We start from the raw sequence: 18,026 nt of genomic DNA, 5'->3' as shown, positions 1-18,026 counted from the left end.
GCCCGCCCCCGCGACGATGCTGCTCTTCCATCGCGTCGCGCGTCAGGCCGGTCGCAGATTTTCCACGCTCAGATCGCTGACGCGGCGCAATCCCATCATCACCATATCGCGGTCCACTTCCGCCGCCAGCAGGTCCACCGCGCGCGCCACCCCCGCCGCGCCTGCCGTGGCCGCGGCGTAGGCGAAGGGACGGCCGGCAAAAACGAAGGCCGCGCCCAGCGCCAGGGCTTTCAGGACATCTGTGCCGCGGCGGATGCCGCCATCCAGCATGACGGGAATGTCCGGACAGGCGCGCACGATCTCGGGGAGCATATCCAACGGCGCCGCGGCATCGTCGAGCTGACGGCCACCGTGATTCGAGACGATAATGCCGTCCACGCCAGCCGCGCGCGCCAGCAGCGCGTCCCTGGGATCGAGCACGCCCTTGACCACCAGCTTGTGCGGCCACAGCTGGCGTATACGCGCCAGATGATCCCAACCCAGATTGCCCCGGTCGGCGAAGCCGCGCTCGACGTTGCGAGCGATGATGGCCACGCCCCGGGTCGCGTAATTGTTCTCGAAGTGCGGCATCCCATGCCGCATCAAGGTGCGCATGAAGGTACCCAAGGTCCAGGCGGGATGCGTCAGGCCCTGCCAGGCCAATCCTGGCGACGGCACCAAAGGACTGGTGAAGCCGCTACGGATGTAGGCCTCCTTGTTGGGGTACGCAGGCGTATCCAAAGTAATGACCAAGGTCCGAAAGCCCGCATTGCGGATGCGCGCGATCAAGGCTTCCATCTTCGCGCGATCCCCCGGCACATAAGCCTGGAACCAGGCGGAGGGATACACCTTTATCACCTCCTCCATCGGGATCAGGGAGGAGGCGCTCATCACCATCGGAATGCCGCGCTGCGCCGCGACCTGAGCCAGCACGCAATCGCCACGGTAGGTGTACAGCGCGCTGAGCCCCACCGGCGCCATGCCGAAGGGCTGCGCATAACGCTCGCCCAGCAGGTCTACCGCCGCGCTGCGTCCCGTCGCATCCACCAGCACGCGCGTCACCAGGCGATGCTTGCCGAACGCGGCGCGATTGCCGTCATGCGCGCGGCGATCCTCCGCCGCCGCATGGACGTAACCGAAGATCGGGCGCGGCAGACGGCGGCGCGCCTGATCCTCGAAATCATCCAGGTTCAGGCAAGCAGCGAGTCTACGACGCATGGCTATGCAGCATCCCTCGCATCAACCCAGTTTTTGCAGGAACGCCAACATGGCCGGCGCGCAGATATCCGGATGCGAGGCCGCGGGATGGTAGCAATCCAGGTCCAGCAGCAGGACTTCCGCCTGTGGCAGGCCCTTGCGCACCACGTCCGGCGGCACCTGGCCGGCGGCGGCATTGGTCTGCGCCGACAGCTTGGTCAGGATCACGAGCGTGGGGCATTTGATGGCCGGCATGTCCTTGCCCGCCTCCGTGGTGCCCACCCAGCGCAGGTAGGCACGCGCCGTCGTGATCGATGTCGCGCCCATCAGGTCCGTCCACCAATCGATGGCGCGCAAGGGCGCGTCGTGGCCCAGACGGGACGGCATGGTTTTGCGTGCCCAGGCCCGCATGCCATGTTCTTCCATGAAAGGTTGCCAATCGGCGCCGCCGGGCGCGACCATGGGCGGGCAAGCCAGGGTGATCGAGCGGACCAGATCCGGGCGCGTCGCCGCCAGGCGCATGGTGCTGATGCAACCGCTCTTGAATCCCACGATGTGGACCGGCTGCCCCGCCAGATGATTGATGACGCGCACCATATCGTCCACGTACAGCTCAGTGGAATATTTGAAATCGCTGTCCACGGGCGCCGTCTTGCCGAAGCCCCGCAGGTCATACGTCACGACCCGATATTTGCGCGACAGATAAGGCACCCAGGCCCGGAACGCTTCCGTGCTTTCGGTGAAACCATGGACGAAGAGCACCGTCTCCGGCTGGGTCCATGGATCCGTGGCGTCATGTATCTCGTAGTAGGGCTTGAAGTCGTCGGCAAGATCCAGGAAAGGCATGGGTGAAACTCCAGAAGAATCGTTGAACCAGAAAACAGGACACAAATATTGATTGGTCGATGGAACGCGGCAGGCCGAGGCCCCTAAAGCCGCCGCTTACTGCGGCGTATATCCCACCGATCCCAAAGTCTGTTTGATCATCGTGATGTCGCGCACCACCGCTTGCTGCAACTGCTCCGGTGTCCCGCCCAGCACGGGCACACCCAGGGACTGGAATTGCTCGATCACCGTGCGATCCTTCAAGGCCTGATTCAAGGCGCGGTTCAGCGCATCGATGACAGGCTTGGGCGTTCCCTTGGGCGCGAACAAGCCATTCCAGCCAGTGACGTCATAGCCCTTCAACCCGGCTTCGGCCACCGTCGGAACGTCCGGCAACTGCGCCAGCCGCTGGGCCGACGATACCGCCACCGCGCGCACCTTGCCAGCGCGGATCTGCGGCAACGCCGCCGGCGGCGACGTGAACGCCACCTGCAGGTCGTTGCGTATCAAGGCCGTGAGCATTTCCGGTTCGCTCTTGTACGGGACCGCTTCCAGCTTGATGCCGGCCTGCGCCTCGAATACCAGCGTGCAGATATCGCCCTGGCTGCCGGCGCCTACCGAGCCATAGTTGAGCCGGCTCTTCGAATCGCGCGCCTTCTTCAACAAGTCAGCCACCGTGTGGATGTCGCTATCCTTGTTGACCAGCAGCACTTCCGTCACCTGCCCTACCCGTCCGATCGGCGTGAAATCGTTCGCCGTGTCATAAGGCAAGGACTTGATAGTGCTGGGGTTGGCCACGTGCGTAGGGAACGCGAACAGCAGGGTATACCCGTCCGGACTGGCTTGCGCCACGAACTGGGACCCGATGACGCCGCTGGCCCCTGCCTTGTTCTCGACAACGACGGGTTGTCCAAGCTGCGTGCCCAGATGCTGCCCCACCAGGCGGGCCAGGACGTCCGTGATGCCGCCGGCGCCCGTGGGCACGATAAGCCGGATCGGGCGATCCGGATATGCCGCGCGCGCGGCGCCGGCGCATGCGGCCAGACTCAAGGCCGCCGCGCCCAACATCCGTAATACACGCTTGCCGGCCAGGGCCGTGGAAAAGAATGCCATCGCCTGTCTCCTTGTGCTTTTTTGCAAATTCTAGGAAACGGGTCGCAGGCGCAGGGAAGATTATTTGATATTCAGGATAAAACTTTACTGGGCATATCTCGGCGCTCAGACAGGCAGGTGCCGGGTTTCTTCCAGCAGGGTCCGCACCATTGCCGCGCTGACGCCGTTGGCATCCCAGAACACGCCCATCCGCCGCATAGGCGTCGCCTCCGGCAAGACCATGCGCACCACGCCCAGGCTTTCCAGCCATCCGGGCGACCAGTCCGGCACCAGCGACACGCCGATGCCATCCCGCACCAGATAAGCGATCGTGATCAGGGTATCGATCTCCAGGCGTTCCTGCGGCTGGATGCCGTGCCGCCGCAGATAGGTCTCAACCGCCTGTCCTCCTCGCAACGATCGGTCGAAACGCAGGAAAGGCTGCGTGGCCAGCAGATGGTTCGCATCCATGCCCTGCATGGCCGGCGGCGCGATCAAAACCAGCTTCTCCTCCTTGAGCAGCATCCATTCAAACCCCTTGGGCGAAGCGTGCACCGGCTCGGCCATGATGGCCGCATCGAGGTCGCGCGACACCACGCGGTTATATAAATAGGTCGACGCGCCCGACTCGACGTAGATCCGCAGGGTGGGATGCAGCAGGTAGAGGCGCTTGAGCAATTGCGGCGTCAATTCCGCCAGGGTGGACGTCGCCACGCCCAGGCGCAATTCGCCCAATTGTTCATCGTTGTTGGCGATGGCCCGCAGGGACCGCGCGTCCTTCAGCATCGCGCGGATGCGGTCGACGATGCGCACACCCGCCTCGGTGGGCCGCGCCACCCGTCCCGCGCGGGTCAGCAATGGCGTGCCGATTTCTTCTTCCAGCGTCTTGATCCGCGCCGCCAGGGCGGCCGGCGTCAGATTCAAAACCCTTGCGGCCTCGGCGAAGGAACCATGGTCGCAGATCGCCACAAAGCTTTGCAGATAGCGGGTATCCATGCCTTGCCCTTGTCTCGGTCGTTAATATTTTTAATGTTTGAATATTAACGGAGTGATGCCATGATTCAGCACGGCCGAAGAATAATGGCCGGCTGCCCATGGCACTCACAACCTGTCCAGGAGACCTGCAATGACCGCAACCGCCGCCCGCGCGCTCACCGGTGTGTTCTCACCAGTGTTGACCCCGTTCGACAAACAAGGCGCGACGTCGACTCAACGCTTCATCAAGCATTGCCGCTGGCTGGCGGACCAAGGCGTAGGCCTGTCGGTCTTCGGCACGAATTCCGAAGCGAATTCCCTGTCGGTGCAGGAAAAACAGGATTTGCTGCAGGCTTTGCTGGAAGCCGGCATCCCGGGAAATGTGTTGATGCCGGGCACGGGCTTGTGCAATCTGCCGGAAAGCATCGCATTGACGTCCCATGCCGTGAAAGCGGGCTGCGCGGGCGTGTTGATGTTGCCGCCCTTCTACTACAAGGGCGTCAGCGATGAAGGCCTGTTCCGCTTTTTCTCGACCGTCATCGACGGCGTCGGCGACGACCGACTGCGCCTGTACGTCTATCACATCCCGCCCGTCAGCCAGGTGCCGCTGTCCGCCAACCTCATCGAACGCCTGATCGCGCGGCACGGCAAGATCATCGCCGGCATCAAGGACAGCTCGGGTGACTGGAACAATACCGAGCTCATGCTGAAGCATTTCCAGAGTCCGGATTTCAGCGTGTTCGCGGGCAGCGAAACGTTCCTGCTGGCGAATATGCGCGGGGGCGGCGCGGGCTGCATCACCGCCACGGGCAACGTCAACCCTGGCGCCATCAACCGGCTCTACCGCAGCTGGAATGAGGACGCCAAGGCCGCAGACGCGCAACAGGCGGCCCTGGACAAGACGCGCGCCATCTTCCAGTCCGTGCCCATCATCCCCGCCATGAAGCGGACCCTGGCCGACCATTCGGGCGATGCCGCCTGGGCCACGGTACGGCCCCCGCTGGTGGAGCTGGACGACACCCAGGCGGGCAAGCTGTCCGCCGCCTTGAAGGCAGATGGATTTACCGTCCCGAATGCCAGGACCCTGGCGGTGGATTGACGCCTGGCGTCATCCCAGACGGCACACCCGCCTGATCCCCGCCAGCGCGATCCACCCCATCGTCAGCGCGACCAGCGCCAAGGCGATGCGCAAGGAGGTGGCGTGGGTAATGCCGCCGATCAACGGCGGCCCAAACAACATGCCGACGTAGGCAAAACGCGCGACACCCGCGACACCGGCTGCCGGGCTCATGCCCGGCAGCTTGGCGCCCGCCAGGAAGAAGAAAGGCATCAGGTTGGCCACGCCCAGGCCCATCAAGGTGAATCCCACCAGGCTGGGCCAGGGCCACGGCGCCGCGATGACCAGGGTCATGCCGGCGCAGCCCAGCCAGGCGCTGACGGTCATCAGGCGCTCGTCGCTGAAACGACGCCGCAGCAGATCCGCGCTGAAGCGGCCGACCGCCATGCCGGTGGCGAACGTCGCATAACCGTAGCCGCTTTGCGCCGTCGGCGCGCCGGCCACGTCGCGCATATAGACGGCGGCCCAGTCGTACATGGCCCCCTCGCAGACCAGTCCCAGAAACGCGACGGCGCCGAGAATCCAGAGCACGCGCGGAATGCCGCCGGCCACGCTGGTGTGGCCCTCTTCCGTGTGGGATTCGGCATCGGTCAACAAATAGGACGTCGCCAGCAAGGCCGCCAGCACGGTCATCGCGGCGATCACGAAGCCGTGCAGCTGCAGTGAGACACCGGCGCCCATCAGCAAGCCCCCAAGGCCCGCGCCAGCCATGCCGCCAAGGCTGAACATGCCGTGCAAGGTGGACATGACGGGCTTGCCCGAACGCGCCTCCACCGTGGCGGCCTGCACGTTCATGGCGACGTCGAACGCAGCCATGCCCATGCCGAACAGGACCAGGATCACCAGCAGCAGCGGGAAGTATGGGGCCCAGGGAATGATCACCAGCATGATCGAGTAAGCCAGGCCGCTGACGGCCAGCACGCGGGCACTGCCCGCCCGTCCCACCCAGCGGCCGACGCCGTTCATCGCCAGGATGGCGCCCGCCGACACGGCCAGCATGGCCAGCGACAGCACGGCGTCGGACACCTGGAAATTGGCCTTCAGCACCGGAATCCAGACCCCCCAGGTGGCGAAGGTGGCGCCGTTGACGAAGAACTGGGCCATGGTGGCCCAGGTGGCGCGACGGACAGCCAGGACATCGGCGCGCGCCGCGGCGGCGGGCAGCGCGTTTTCACTGCTTTTCATGGGACGGTAGCGAGGCGGCTATTAGGGAAAGTCCTAAATGATGTCATAGATGGCGCATCTACCCGCTCTACCCCTTGTCCTGAAAATTGTATTTCGTATACGATCAGACAATCGACGAGTATTCACGGGCACCGACCCGGGAAACCGTTTTTCAAGACGCTCCGTTCCCCCCGGCGGAGCCAGAGAGGAGACTTACCCATGCACAAGCCCCATCCAGCGGCCCGCCGGCTGGCCCGCGCCCTGTCCGCGCTCAGCTTGCTGGCCCTCGTGCCGCTGGCCCAAGCGGAATCCGCGTATCCCGATCACAAGGTCCGCGTCATCGCCCCTCAAGGCGCGGGCGGCGGCGTCGACATCATGGCGCGCTCCCTGGCGGAGCAGCTCAGCAAGCGTCTGGGACAGACGTTCTACGTCGACAACCAGGGCGGCGCTGGCGGCACGATAGGCACCACCGACACCGCGCGCGCCAAGCCGGACGGCTACACCCTGATGGTGGCCTACGTGGCCACGCACGGCACCAACCCCGCCGTGCGCAAGACGCCCTATGACCCGGTCAAGAGCTTCACGCCCATCGCCATGATCGGCGGCACGGCCAATGTGCTGCTCACCACCCCCGCGGTGCCGGCGAAGACCCTGGCGGAGTTCATCTCCTATGCCAAGGCGCACGGCGACACGCTGAGCTACGGCACCTCGGGCAACGGCACGCTCAATCACCTGGCCATGGAGGAATTCAAATCCATGGCGGGCTTCAAGGACCTGCCGGTGCCCTACAAGAGCATGACCGAGGCGCAGACCGACATGATCGGCGGCCGCGTGCAGTCCGTCTTTCCCGGCGTCGCCGCGGGCCTGGCGGTAATCAAGTCCGGCAAGGCCCTGCCCCTGGCGGTGACCGGCGACAAGCGCAATCCCACCATCCCCGATGTGCCCACGTTCGCCGAACAGGGCTATCCCAAGATGCAGGCGACGACCTGGTACGGCCTGGTCGGCCCCGCCGGCCTGCCGCCCGCCATCACGGCCAAGCTGAACGAGACCGTCAACGACATCCTGAAATCGCCGGACTTCCTGCAGCGTTTGCAGAACCTGGGCGTGGATGCGATGTCGATGTCGTCCCAACAATTCGGCGACTACATCGCCCAGGACATCGAAACCTGGAAGCGCGTGGCCCACGAGAACAATATTTCCCTGGATTGAACCGTAGCAGGAAACCCCATCATGTCTGACAAGCATTCCCTTCCCGCAGTCTCGATCTCGCAACGCCTGGCGCAGGGCATCGTCCGCGCGCGGCCCGAGCAAACCGCCGAAGCGCGCGCCACCGGCCGCCGCATGCTGCTGGATATCGCCGGCATCGCCGTCGCCGCGCGCGCCCAGCCCTACGTGCGCGCCGCGCTCGATGCCATCGACCAGGACGGCCCCTGCACGGTCTTCGGCCACGCGCGCCGCCTGGGCGTGCAAGACGCGGCCTTCGTCAACGGCACCGCGGCCCATGGCGAAGACTTCGACGACACCTACGAAGGCGGGCCCGTCCACGCCGGCGTCGTGATCGTGCCCGCCCTGGCGGCCGCCGCGGAACGCCATGGCTTCAGCGGCAGCGATTTCCTGCGCGGCATGGCGGTCGGCGCGGAGGTCATGTGCCGTCTGTGCGCCGTGGCGCCGACCAAGACCCACAAGGCCGGCTTCCATCCCACCGCGGTCTTCGGCGTCTTCGGCGCGGTGGCGGGTGTCGGCGCCGCCCTGCGGCTTACCGAGCAGCAGCTCACCGACGCCTTCGGCATCGCCGGCAGCCTGGCGTCCGGCATCATCGAATATCTGGCCGACGGTTCCTGGACCAAGCGCCTGCACCCGGGCTGGGCGGCGCAATCCGGCTACCGTGCCGTGCGCCTGGCGCTGGGCGGCTTCAAAGGCCCGCGCACGGTATTCGAGGGCAGCCACGGCGTGTTCCATGGCTTCGCCAACACCCTGGACGGCGACTTCGACGCCATGCTGGACGGCTTCGGCGACAAATGGATCTGGCCCACGATCGCCTTCAAGCCCTATGCCTGCGGCACCATGTGCCACCCCTATATCGACTGCGCCCGCGCGTTCGGCCAGCTTGGCCTGGACCCGGCCACCATCGCCAGCATCGAGTGCGAAGCGGCCGAGGGCGTGCTGCATCGCCTGTGGGAACCGCTGGATGCGAAGCAGGCGCCGCCCAATGCCTACGCCGCGAAATTCAGCGTGCCCTATGCCATCGCGGTGGCCATCCTGCGCGATGACGCCGGCCTGGGCGAATACGACGACGACATCGTCAAGCAGGCGGACATCGTCGCGCTGGCGCGCAAGGTGACGTACGTCGTCGATCCGGCGAACCCCTATCCGAAGCAGTTCACCGGCCACGTCAAGGTGACGCTGACCGACGGCAAGGTGCACGAATTCCGCCAAGGCTATTTCAAGGGCGGCGTCGATCATCCGCTCAGCGACGACGACCTGACGCACAAGTTCCATGCAAACTGCGCCTACGGCGGCCTGACGGCGGCGGCCAGCCAGGCCTTGCTGGGCCATATCGACCAGGTGTTCGATAGCGAGAAGGTGGACTTCTCACCATTCGGACGTTGATGGTCAAACGTTGAGTAGCCCGGAAACGCCCTACCTGTAGGGCGTTTCCTATTTCATGCCATGCGATTCTCAACGGTCGGGACATCGCCGATCTGCCGGGCCCGGCCGGCAAGCGCGCCGAACCCCGCCATGGCCAGCGACAGAGCCACGCCTACCGCCAAAGGCAGGGTCCAGGCGCCGGTCAATGTGTGCAGCTTGCCGACCAAGGCAGGCCCGCAGGCGGCCAGCAGATAGCCCACGCACTGCGCCATGCCGGACAAGGCCGCCGCCTGGCGCGCGTTCGCCGCGCGCAGTCCCATGAAGATCAGCGCCAGCAGAATGCCGCCGCCGGAGCCGAAGCCATACAGCAATGCCCACGCCGTGGCGCCCGCCGGCACGAACAGCAGCCCCAGCAAGCCGACCGCCATCATCAGGCCCATCGCCGCGGCCACCCTGGTCTGGTCCTTCATGCGTCCCACCAGCGGCGCCAGCACGATGCCGGGCACGGCCGCCGCGAACTGCATGCCGCCATGCACCGCCCCCGCCTCGGCCGGCGTATAGCCCGCGTCCGCCAGGATAGCCGGCAGCCAGCTGATCAGGACGTAATACAGCAGGGAGTTGAAGCCCATGAACAGGGTCACCTGCCAGGCCAGCGCGGAGTGCCACACGGTGCCGCCATGGGGCGGCGTCGCCGTATCGCGTGCCGGCCCCGTATGGGCGCGCAGCTGGGTGGTCCAGACGGCCACCGCGGCCAGTGGAAACAGGATCGTCGCGGCCAGGGCGCCCTGCCAGCCCCAGGCGGCCGTCAAAGGCACGATGCAGCCCGACACCAGCGCCGCGATGCCACCCATGGTCAGCGCGCAGGCCCCCATCACCAGGGGCACGCGCGCGGGGAAGTCGCGCTTGACCAGGCTGGGCATCAGCACATTGCCGACGGCGATGCCGGACCCGCTGATGGCGGTGCCCAGATACAGACACCACAGCGGCCCGATCGATCGCACCAGCAGGCCGCCGGCCACCAGCCACATGGCCGCGAACAGGGTGCGCTCCAGTCCGTATTCGCGCGCCAGCAAGGCGGCGAACGGGGAGATGAAGCCAAATGCCAATAAGGGCAAGGTGGTCAGCATGCCCGCCTGCGCGGGCGACAAGGCGAACTGCGCCTGCAGTACCCCAAGGATGGGCGCAAGGCCGGTAACGGGCGCGCGCAGATTGCTCGCGATCAGTAGCAAACCAGCAATCAGGAAAACGATGCGCCCGGGAGAGCGCAGTGGAATATCAATTTTTGTCATGGTGTAGCCGTCAATTGGGATTCCGCATGCGCCAGACACCAATGACGCGCACGGGTACCGTGGTGCATAACCATATCGCCCCAGGGCATATCCTGAATTCAGCTAAGATGACAAGAAATCGCTAAATCCAGCCAAGCCGTCCGTCATGCTGCGGAACGCCTGCCACCGATGCCCTCGCGCACCCGCCCGCTTCCCAATAAATTCGCGCTCACCGATCCCGCCACGCCGGAAGGCGTGCTGCTGGGCCCGCTAAAGATCTTCGAGGACAGCCCCCGGCTGGGTCCGGTGTTCGGCGTCCGTGTGCGGGCAGCGGATCATCGCGCCGAAGTGCCGACCCATCGCCACCCTCAGGGGCAGTTGGTGGTGGCCTTGCAGGGAGGCGTGGTGTGCGAGGTGCCGGACGGCGTCTGGATGGTGCCGCCGGCGTGCGCGGTGTGGGTGCCCAGCGAGTTGCCTCACAGCATTCGCGCCACCGCGAACGCGCGCATGGGCTATCTGTTCGTGCAGCCGGGTGTCGCCGATCTGCCCGGCCACTGCTGCACCTTGGCCATCTCGCCGCTGGTGCGCGAATTGGTCCTGCATCTGGCGGACCTGCCTTCCGAATACACCGTCGACAGCCCCACCGGCCGCCTGGCCATGGTCCTGCTGGACGAGTTGGCGCGCATGCCGCGCGAACAGCTGCGTCTGCCTACGTCCGTTGAACCGCGCCTGCGGCGCATCGCGAAAATGCTGTCGGACGATCCCGCCGATCGACGCACGCTGGCCGAATGGGGCCAGGTAGTGGCCACCAGCGAACGAACGCTCGCTCGCCTGATCCGGCAGGAGACAGGCCTGACCTTTGGCCGTTGGCGCCAGCAGCTGCATCTGATCGTTGCTTTGCACCATCTGTCGGCGGGCCAGACCGTGCAGCGCGTGGCCGAAGCCCTGGGCTACGACTCGGTCACCGCTTTCATCAGCATGTTCAAGAAGTCGCTGGGCAAGCCGCCAGGCAAATACTTCGCCACCCTCGCGCAGCGCGACGAAGCGGGCAGGCATGGCGACGCCACACCCTAACCCGCCTGCACCCGCACCAGCTGATCTACCCGCACCACGCGGCTGACTTCCAGGACGGCCTGCGCCACCGCATCGTCCATGCTGACGGCGTCACGATCGAACGCGAGCGCGATGAAGTTGCCCTGCTTCCACGCCAACGTCACTTCCTCGCAGCCGTTGTACTTGAGCAATCTGAGCAACTCGTCCGTCAAGTTCTCGTGGCGTGACGCGTCCTGCAGGTTATAGATAAGTTTGAACTGATAAGACATTTTTTCCGACTTCCGCGACCGAGTTAGAAGGAACATTCCCCGCGCGTCGCAGTGTTGACGCGCCGACGGGTCAGTAACCCGAACCCGATTAACGTCTCAGACGGAACCGAGATGCATTAGTCGCAGTATCTGGTCGCGCTCGGCACGCATCAGCGGCAGCAGTTCCGCTTCGATGCGGGCCGCGTCGTAGTCTTCGTCATTGATGGACAGCCCCAGCGACAAGGCCCGCGTAGCGCTGGAGAACAAGGCGATACCCACAGTGGTGACGCGCCGGTCGGGATACCTGGCGATGGACCATTGCGCCGCCGGCAGCCCCAGGGCGGACCCCAGCGCGCTGCTGGGCGGCAGCGAACTGCCCACCCGCAGATTGACGACGAGAATCTTGCGGCGCTCCGTCGCCGAACTGGCCCGCGCGATGATGATCACGTTGTCCTTGGCCTGCTCGCCGATGTTGACCGTGCCGTCGCAGCGGTCCGCCAGCGCCTGCAGGGAGCCCTGAATCAGATCGTCCACCCCGGTATTGGCCAGCGCCGCGAAACCGATCTCCAGCAGTTGCGGGGTCAGCGACCAGCGCGTGCCTTCCTTGCGCACATAGCCCTCACCTTGCAGCGTGTTCAGCAGGCGAAGCACGGTCGCATGCGGCAGATCCACGGTCTGCGACAGCGTAGTTAGGGATTGCCCTGGGCCGGCGCGAAAAGCGCGCAGAACGGCTAGACACCTCTGGACCGACCTATTATCATTCATTTGATCACTGGGTGAAAGATTTGTTCATCTAGTGAAAATAATAGTCCATCTTGTGCGGGTCGGCAAGGGGCTCCTCCCTTACCGGTCCGGCAACATCGGGGGTATTCATGGGGTATCGAGTTGGCGTCGACATCGGCGGCTCATTCACGGACTTCGCCGTCTTCGACGAAGACAGCGGCGAAATCAAGAGCCTGAAAGTTTTCTCCCGCCCCGATCAGCCGGGCGAGGAAGTCATCGCCGGGGTGCGCATGCTGGGCGAGCGCTACGGCATCCAACCCAGCCAGATCAGCTATTTCACGCATGGCACGACCGTCGGCATCAACACGGTCATCCAGCGCAAGGGACTCAAGCTGGCCCTCTTCGCCACGCAGAATTTCTGCGACGTGCTGGAGCTGGCCAGGCTTAAAACCCCGGACATGTACCACTTGCTGTCGCGCCGGCCGGCGCCGCTGATCAAGCGCAGCATGGTGTTCGGCATCGACGAGCGCATGGCGCCCGACGGCTCGATACGCAAGCCGCTGGACGAAGGCAGCGTGGAGCGCGCGGTGCGCGCGGCGCAGGCGGCGGGCGCCGAAGGGATCGTCATTTCCCTGCTGCACGCTTATCGCAATCCGGAGCACGAGCTACGGGTCAAGGAACTCATCGCCACCCTGGCGCCTGACCTGCCCGTGTCCTGCTCCAGCGAAACCTGGCCCATCATCCGCGAATACGAGCGCACCATCACCGCCGTGATCGGCGGCTATGTGCAGCCGCGCGTGGCGCACTATCTGGGCTCGCTGCAAGCTGCCCTGAAAAATGTCGGCGTGCAGCCCGAGCCGCGCCTGACCAAGTCCAACGGCGGCGTGATGACGGCCGAACAGGGCAAGCGCGACTGCGTGCAGATGATCCTGTCCGGCACCGCCGCCGGCGTGATCGGCGCCGCCCACGTCGCCGCCACCGCGGATATTCCGCGCTGCCTGAGCCTGGACATCGGCGGCACCAGCGCCGACATCGCGGTCATCATCGACGGCAAGCCGCAATACGGCGTCGGCGAATTGATCGGCGACTTCCAGATCCACATCCCCTCGGTGTCCGTGTCGTCGGTGGGCGAAGGCGGCGGCTCGATCGCCTGGGTCGACCCCCTGGGCGTACTCAAGGTGGGCCCGGAAAGCGCCGGCTCGCGGCCCGGTCCGGCCTGCTACCGGCGCGGCGGCACCCGCGCCACCATCACCGATGCTTTCGTCTGCTGCGGCCTGGTGGGGCATTCCGATCTTGGCTACAAGGCCGTCGAGGTCGATGTCGAGGCCTCGCGCAAAGCCGTCGGCGAACTGGCCGACCAGCTGGGCCGCGGCATCGAGGAAACGGCGGAAGCCATCATCCAGATCGCCGTGTCGGGCATGTACTCGGAAGTCAGCGGACTGGTATCGCGCTACGGTATCGACCCGCGCGAATATGCCGTGCTGGCCTTCGGGGGCGCCGGCCCCATGCTGGGCTGCTTCCTGGCCCGCGAAATCAAGGTCAAGGAAACCGTCGTACCGCCCTCGCCCGGCACGCTCAGCGCGCTGGGCGGCCTGATCGCCGACCTCAAGAGCGACTTCCTCAAGACCGTCTATACCGACCTGACGCCCGCCAACCTGGCCACCATCCGCGACGAGTTCGCCACCTTGCGCGCGCGCGCCGAGGACTGGCTGCGCCAGGAGCAAGGCCACATCGACCAGGCCGAACTGACCTACTCCGCCGAGATGCGCTATCGCGGCCAATCCTACGAAATCGACACGCCTCTGGACCCCGCGCATCTGGCCGCCGGCGACGTCGCGGCGGTGGGCCAGGCCTTCCACGCCGTACACCGGCGGCTGTATGGGCACGCCGACGAACGCGCGCCGATGCAGGTCGTCAGCCTGCGCGTGGTGATTGCCGGCAACAACGACAAGCCGCGCTTTCCGCGCCAGGAGCCGCGTGCGGGCGCGCCGACGCCGGAACGCCAGGTAAGCGTCTGGCTGGACGGCGGCCAGCGCGATGTCGACCTATACAGCCGCACGGCCCTGAGCGCCGGCCAGCAGTTCAACGGACCCGCCATCGTCACGCAGGACGATTGCACGACGGTGATCCCGTCCCACCATGTGTGCAGGGTCGATGAGTACGCCAACCTGCGCATCAGCGCCGAAGGAGATGCGTCGTGAGTCAAACCGTGGACAATTTCCGCTTGCAGGTGCTGGCCAACCACTGCACCGCCGCCGCCGAGGCCATGGGCTACACGCTGATGCGCACGGCCTACTCCACCTTCGTCAAGGAAACCGAAGACTTTTCGGCCCAGCTGATGACGCCTTCCGGCAAGACCTTCGCGTCGCCCAAGACCTTCGGCGCCACCTGGTACACCGGGCTGGATTACGGCCGCGTCATCCAGATGACGGATGATTACCGCGAAGGCGACATCTACCTGACCAACGATCCGTACAGCGGCTTCGTCTCCACCCATACGCCCGACATGCACGTATGGAAGCCGATCTTCCGCGACGGCCGGCTGGTGTGCTTCGTCGGCACGCACATCCACAATACCGATATGGGCGGCGCGGTGCCGGCATCCCTGTCGCGCACGCTTACCGAGGTACACCAGGAAGGCATCCGCATTCCGCCCATGCTGCTGATGCGCGACGGCGTCATCGACGAAAAGCTGCTGCGCATCCTTGAAGTCAACGTGCGCATGCCGGACCAGAACCAGGGCGATCTCAACGCCCAGATCGCCGCGTTGAACGTCGGCGAGCGCAAGGTCCATGAAATCATCGACCGCTTCGGCGTCGACGAATTCATGCAGGGCGCCGAGGCCATCCTCGATTACGCGGAAAAGCAGACCCGCGCGCTGATCACCGACATCCCCGATGGCGACTACGAATTTTCGGAATACGCCGACGAGGACTCGGTGGGCGGCTATCCCTGCCGCATCCACATCACCTTGCGCGTGCGCGGCGATGAGCTGACCCTGGACTTCACCGGCAGCGATCCGCAGGTGGCTTCGTCCCTGAACGTGCCCACCGGCGGCGACGGCCATCACTCGGTCATCACCGTGGGCCTGATCTACGTCATGCACTCGCTGGCGCCGCGCAATATGCTGAACTTCGGCTCCGTGCGTCCCTGCCATGCCGTGCTGCCCGAAGGCTCGGTGGTCAATCCCCATGCGCCCGCCGCAGTGGGCATGCGCAGCCTGATGGCCGCCGTGATCCAGGCCTGCACGTTCGGCGTGTTCAACCGCGCCCTGCCCGACCGTTTGCCGGCCTGCCCCGCGGGCGGATCGACCCTGCTCAACGTCAAGACGGCCACGCGCGAAGGACGCCAGGTGCTGTCCTCCATCGGACCTTGCGGCGGCGGCGCCGGCGCGGGCCCTGAATACGACGGCGTGGAGGGCTGCGGCGCCAACAACGCCTTCTTGAAGAACACGCCGGTGGAGATCAACGAGGCCGAAGTGCCCGTCGAAATCATCCGCTATGGCCTGGTGCCCGACACCGGCGGCGCGGGCCGCCTGCGCGGCGGCAATGCCGCCACCATGGAGTTCAAGGTGCTGGCGCCCAATGGCGTGGTCACCGCGCGCAACCGCAACCGGTCGGAACTGGCGGCATGGGGCGTGGTCGGCGGCAAGGCCGGCGCCAACTCGCGCTTCACCCGCAATCCGGATTCCGCCAAGCCGGAGGAGCTGCGCAACACGGACCTGGTCAACTGCGCTCCCGGCGACGTCATCCGGCTGGAAGGACCGGCCGGCGGCGGCTACGGCCATCCCTACGAGCGGCCGGTCGAACAGGTGATCGAAGACGTGCGCTGCGGCTTCGTGTCGATCGCGCACGCCCGCAATGCTTATGGCGTGGTGCTGGCCGCGGACCTCACGGTTGACGAAAGCGCGACCCGCGGCCTGCGCGCCGACCAGCAGAAGCAGGATGGCCACTTCGACTTCGGGCCTGGACGCAGCCGCTTCGAAAGCATCTGGACCAGCGCGCGCTACGACACCATGAGCCGCATCATGGCAGCGTTGCCGGTCAGCTGGCGGCACTTCGTCAAGCATCAGATGTTCGCGGCGCTCAAGGACACCGCGCCGCCGTCCGATGGCGGCGCCGCCGACATCGACCGCATCTATGCCGAACTGGCCGAGCGCTACGCCGACCTGCCCAGGCCTGCGGCCATCGCGGCGCGTGCCTGAACGTGGCAAGGCCGGGTAAACGCCCATAGTCAACGCCGGCTGCGCCGCTACGATCATCGCTGGCCCGCGATACGGGCCGATGATCGTGGCGTGCGCATGCCACGGCAAGCAAGGAGCATGGCATGGCCTCGTCCGCCGATATCTTTTCATCGGACTTTCGCAAGCTGCCCTATTGGTGGGAGGCCTACACGCCGCCCGAGACCGGTGACGACGCGCTGCCCGCCAGCGCCGATGTCGTCATCATCGGCGCCGGCTATACCGGCATCTGCTGCGCCCTGACCCTGCGCGAGGCCGGCATAAACGCCATCGTGCTGGAAGCCGAACGCCCGGGCATAGGCGCCAGCACCCGCTCCGGCGGCCAGGTGTCGGGCGGGGTCAACGTGCAGAAGAAGGCGCTGGCCGCGGTGGGCGAAAGCGACGCTCAACGTACCGAACGCCTGTCCGCCCGCTTGCGCGATGCCGACGCCGCCATGTCCTACGTGGTGGGATTGATAGAGAAGCACGGCATCCAGTGCGGCTGGCAACCCACGGGCCGGCTCACCACCATGTGGCTGCCGCAGCATTACGAGGCCTGGCAAAGCCGCATGGCGCAGCTCAACGCCAACACCAGCTCGCGCGCGCGCATGATTCCCCGCGAGGCGCTGGGCGCGGAAATCGGCTCGTCGGTTTACCACGGCGCCGCCCTGATCGAACGTGCCGGCCATTTGCATCCGGCGCAGCTTTACGGCGGCATGCTGGCCGCGGCACGCGCGGCGGGCGCCAAGGTCTACGGGCAGGCACCCGTGCAAAAGATTGCCCGCGTGCCGGGTGGCGGTTATGACGTCACCAGCGCGCGCGGGACCGTGCGAGCGGGCCAGGTGGTGATCGCCACCAATGGCTATACCGGCGCCGCGATGGACGGCCTGGATCGCAAGGTGGTGCCCATCATGACGTACATGATCGCCACCGACGAGCTGCCGGCGGGCCTGGCGCAAGAGATCCTGCCGACCAACCGCGCCGTGTCGGAGTCGCGCCGCGTGGTCAACCATTACCGCCTGTCGCCCGATGGCCGCCGCCTGCTGTTCGGCGGGCGTGCGCGGTTCACGCCCACCAGCGAGGAGACCACGGCCCGCCTGCTGCACCGGGCCATGCTCAAGCGCTTTCCCCAATTGGCGGGAACGCGCATCTCGCACAGCTGGGGCGGCAAGGTCGCCATGACACTGGACTCGATGCCGCATATCGGCGGCGCCGACGGTCTGCATTACGCGCTCGGCTGCAACGGCAGCGGCGTGGCCATGATGAGCTACCTGGGCCACAGCCTGGGACGCAAGATCGCCGCGCAAGCGCGCGCACCCATCAACGCCTTCGACATGGGGGAGATTCCCGGCCATCCTTTCTATTCCGGCAATACGTGGTTCCTGTTCGCCATCGGCACCTGGTACCAGGCCCGTGATGCCTACGACCACTGGAGGGCCCGCTGAAAGGCGGCCGCGAGGTAGACGCAGCAAGCCCGCATTTGTAGATGCTTGTAGATGCGGAAATGTGGACACGTCCGATGCGGACGACGGCCAGCAGGCCGGCGCCGTGAATAAGGGATCGGACGGAAACAAGAT

Annotated in this window: 15 protein-coding genes; 7 read left to right on the top strand and 8 right to left on the bottom strand. The window is 65.8% G+C overall.

The features are described 5' to 3' along the window. Window positions 1–42: 42 nt before the first annotated feature. The 4 genes from ASB57_RS05225 to ASB57_RS05210 all read right to left on the bottom strand — a co-directional run bounded on the left by ASB57_RS05225 (window position 43) and on the right by ASB57_RS05210 (window position 4,089). On the bottom strand, window positions 43–1,197 hold the full coding sequence (locus ASB57_RS05225) for an alpha-hydroxy acid oxidase (protein ID WP_057651148.1): 1,155 nt from the start codon (window positions 1,195–1,197) through the stop codon (window positions 43–45). A 21-nt stretch (window positions 1,198–1,218) separates the two neighbouring features. Next, on the bottom strand, window positions 1,219–2,022 hold the full coding sequence (locus tag ASB57_RS05220; protein ID WP_057651146.1) for an alpha/beta fold hydrolase: 804 nt from the start codon (window positions 2,020–2,022) through the stop codon (window positions 1,219–1,221). A 96-nt stretch (window positions 2,023–2,118) separates the two neighbouring features. Next, on the bottom strand, window positions 2,119–3,114 hold the full coding sequence (locus tag ASB57_RS05215) for a tripartite tricarboxylate transporter substrate binding protein (RefSeq protein WP_057651143.1): 996 nt from the start codon (window positions 3,112–3,114) through the stop codon (window positions 2,119–2,121). A 105-nt stretch (window positions 3,115–3,219) separates the two neighbouring features. Further along, the gene (locus ASB57_RS05210) at window positions 3,220–4,089 is read right to left on the bottom strand and encodes a LysR family transcriptional regulator (RefSeq protein ID WP_057651142.1); all 870 of its coding nucleotides are present in this window, start codon (window positions 4,087–4,089) and stop codon (window positions 3,220–3,222) included. Between the two features lie 130 nt (window positions 4,090–4,219). Here ASB57_RS05210 and ASB57_RS05205 point away from each other — a divergent pair, with 130 nt between their 5' ends. After that, window positions 4,220–5,167, top strand: a complete 948-nt coding sequence (locus ASB57_RS05205; protein WP_057651140.1) for a dihydrodipicolinate synthase family protein — start codon at window positions 4,220–4,222, stop codon at window positions 5,165–5,167. A 9-nt stretch (window positions 5,168–5,176) separates the two neighbouring features. On the opposite strand, the gene ASB57_RS05200 is transcribed toward ASB57_RS05205, so the two are convergent. Further along, window positions 5,177–6,370 (bottom strand): MFS transporter, encoded by a 1,194-nt coding sequence (locus ASB57_RS05200; protein ID WP_082621387.1) that lies wholly within the window; start codon window positions 6,368–6,370, stop codon window positions 5,177–5,179. A 198-nt stretch (window positions 6,371–6,568) separates the two neighbouring features. On the opposite strand from ASB57_RS05200, the gene ASB57_RS05195 reads away from it, so the two are divergent. After that, window positions 6,569–7,558, top strand: a complete 990-nt coding sequence (locus tag ASB57_RS05195; protein WP_057651139.1) for a tripartite tricarboxylate transporter substrate binding protein — start codon at window positions 6,569–6,571, stop codon at window positions 7,556–7,558. A 21-nt stretch (window positions 7,559–7,579) separates the two neighbouring features. Then, on the top strand, window positions 7,580–8,959 hold the full coding sequence (locus ASB57_RS05190; RefSeq protein WP_057651137.1) for an MmgE/PrpD family protein: 1,380 nt from the start codon (window positions 7,580–7,582) through the stop codon (window positions 8,957–8,959). Between the two features lie 53 nt (window positions 8,960–9,012). On the opposite strand, the gene ASB57_RS05185 is transcribed toward ASB57_RS05190, so the two are convergent. Continuing rightward, window positions 9,013–10,227 carry an MFS transporter gene (locus tag ASB57_RS05185; RefSeq protein WP_057651134.1) on the bottom strand — a complete coding sequence of 405 codons (1,215 nt, stop codon included), beginning with the start codon at window positions 10,225–10,227 and terminating at the stop codon, window positions 9,013–9,015. Between the two features lie 168 nt (window positions 10,228–10,395). Between ASB57_RS05185 and ASB57_RS05180 the strand changes: the two genes are divergently transcribed. After that, window positions 10,396–11,280 (top strand): helix-turn-helix domain-containing protein, encoded by an 885-nt coding sequence (locus ASB57_RS05180; protein WP_082621386.1) that lies wholly within the window; start codon window positions 10,396–10,398, stop codon window positions 11,278–11,280. Here ASB57_RS05180 and ASB57_RS05175 read toward each other — a convergent pair. Together ASB57_RS05175 and ASB57_RS05170 are read right to left on the bottom strand one after the other, a co-directional pair. Further along, window positions 11,277–11,528 carry a hypothetical protein gene (locus tag ASB57_RS05175; RefSeq protein WP_057651133.1) on the bottom strand — a complete coding sequence of 84 codons (252 nt, stop codon included), beginning with the start codon at window positions 11,526–11,528 and terminating at the stop codon, window positions 11,277–11,279. The genes ASB57_RS05180 and ASB57_RS05175 overlap by 4 nt on opposite strands. A 96-nt stretch (window positions 11,529–11,624) precedes the next feature. Then, the gene (locus ASB57_RS05170) at window positions 11,625–12,272 is read right to left on the bottom strand and encodes an IclR family transcriptional regulator (RefSeq protein WP_057651131.1); all 648 of its coding nucleotides are present in this window, start codon (window positions 12,270–12,272) and stop codon (window positions 11,625–11,627) included. A gap of 107 nt (window positions 12,273–12,379) precedes the next feature. On the opposite strand from ASB57_RS05170, the gene ASB57_RS05165 reads away from it, so the two are divergent. The 3 genes from ASB57_RS05165 to ASB57_RS05155 all read left to right on the top strand — a co-directional run bounded on the left by ASB57_RS05165 (window position 12,380) and on the right by ASB57_RS05155 (window position 17,894). Next, complete coding sequence (locus ASB57_RS05165) at window positions 12,380–14,431, top strand: hydantoinase/oxoprolinase family protein (RefSeq protein WP_057651129.1); 2,052 nt, start codon at window positions 12,380–12,382, stop codon at window positions 14,429–14,431. Then, the gene (locus ASB57_RS05160; protein WP_057651127.1) at window positions 14,428–16,434 is read left to right on the top strand and encodes a hydantoinase B/oxoprolinase family protein; all 2,007 of its coding nucleotides are present in this window, start codon (window positions 14,428–14,430) and stop codon (window positions 16,432–16,434) included. Before ASB57_RS05165 ends, ASB57_RS05160 begins: the two co-directional genes overlap by 4 nt. 122 nt (window positions 16,435–16,556) lie before the next feature. Beyond that, a complete protein-coding gene (locus ASB57_RS05155; RefSeq protein WP_057651125.1) occupies window positions 16,557–17,894 on the top strand; it encodes an FAD-binding oxidoreductase in 1,338 nt (445 codons plus the stop codon). Window positions 17,895–18,026 lie beyond the last annotated feature (132 nt).

It is taken from the genome of Bordetella sp. N, assembly GCF_001433395.1.
Classification (GTDB): domain Bacteria; phylum Pseudomonadota; class Gammaproteobacteria; order Burkholderiales; family Burkholderiaceae_B; genus Bordetella_C.
The sequence above is the reverse complement of the archived record's forward strand: the minus strand, read 5'-3'. Positions and strand labels throughout refer to the sequence as shown.

What these genes read in the sequence shown, in the direction of transcription:
- ASB57_RS05225 (WP_057651148.1), bottom strand. Translation starts at nt 1,197, where the DNA reads ATGCGTCGTAGACTCGCTGCTTGCCTGAACCTGGATGATTTCGAGGAT.
- ASB57_RS05220 (WP_057651146.1), bottom strand. Translation starts at nt 2,022, where the DNA reads ATGCCTTTCCTGGATCTTGCCGACGACTTCAAGCCCTACTACGAGATA.
- ASB57_RS05215 (WP_057651143.1), bottom strand. Translation starts at nt 3,114, where the DNA reads ATGGCATTCTTTTCCACGGCCCTGGCCGGCAAGCGTGTATTACGGATG.
- ASB57_RS05210 (WP_057651142.1), bottom strand. Translation starts at nt 4,089, where the DNA reads ATGGATACCCGCTATCTGCAAAGCTTTGTGGCGATCTGCGACCATGGT.
- ASB57_RS05205 (WP_057651140.1), top strand. Translation starts at nt 4,220, where the DNA reads ATGACCGCAACCGCCGCCCGCGCGCTCACCGGTGTGTTCTCACCAGTG.
- ASB57_RS05200 (WP_082621387.1), bottom strand. Translation starts at nt 6,370, where the DNA reads ATGAAAAGCAGTGAAAACGCGCTGCCCGCCGCCGCGGCGCGCGCCGAT.
- ASB57_RS05195 (WP_057651139.1), top strand. Translation starts at nt 6,569, where the DNA reads ATGCACAAGCCCCATCCAGCGGCCCGCCGGCTGGCCCGCGCCCTGTCC.
- ASB57_RS05190 (WP_057651137.1), top strand. Translation starts at nt 7,580, where the DNA reads ATGTCTGACAAGCATTCCCTTCCCGCAGTCTCGATCTCGCAACGCCTG.
- ASB57_RS05185 (WP_057651134.1), bottom strand. Translation starts at nt 10,227, where the DNA reads ATGACAAAAATTGATATTCCACTGCGCTCTCCCGGGCGCATCGTTTTC.
- ASB57_RS05180 (WP_082621386.1), top strand. Translation starts at nt 10,396, where the DNA reads ATGCCCTCGCGCACCCGCCCGCTTCCCAATAAATTCGCGCTCACCGAT.
- ASB57_RS05175 (WP_057651133.1), bottom strand. Translation starts at nt 11,528, where the DNA reads ATGTCTTATCAGTTCAAACTTATCTATAACCTGCAGGACGCGTCACGC.
- ASB57_RS05170 (WP_057651131.1), bottom strand. Translation starts at nt 12,272, where the DNA reads ATGAATGATAATAGGTCGGTCCAGAGGTGTCTAGCCGTTCTGCGCGCT.
- ASB57_RS05165 (WP_057651129.1), top strand. Translation starts at nt 12,380, where the DNA reads ATGGGGTATCGAGTTGGCGTCGACATCGGCGGCTCATTCACGGACTTC.
- ASB57_RS05155 (WP_057651125.1), top strand. Translation starts at nt 16,557, where the DNA reads ATGGCCTCGTCCGCCGATATCTTTTCATCGGACTTTCGCAAGCTGCCC.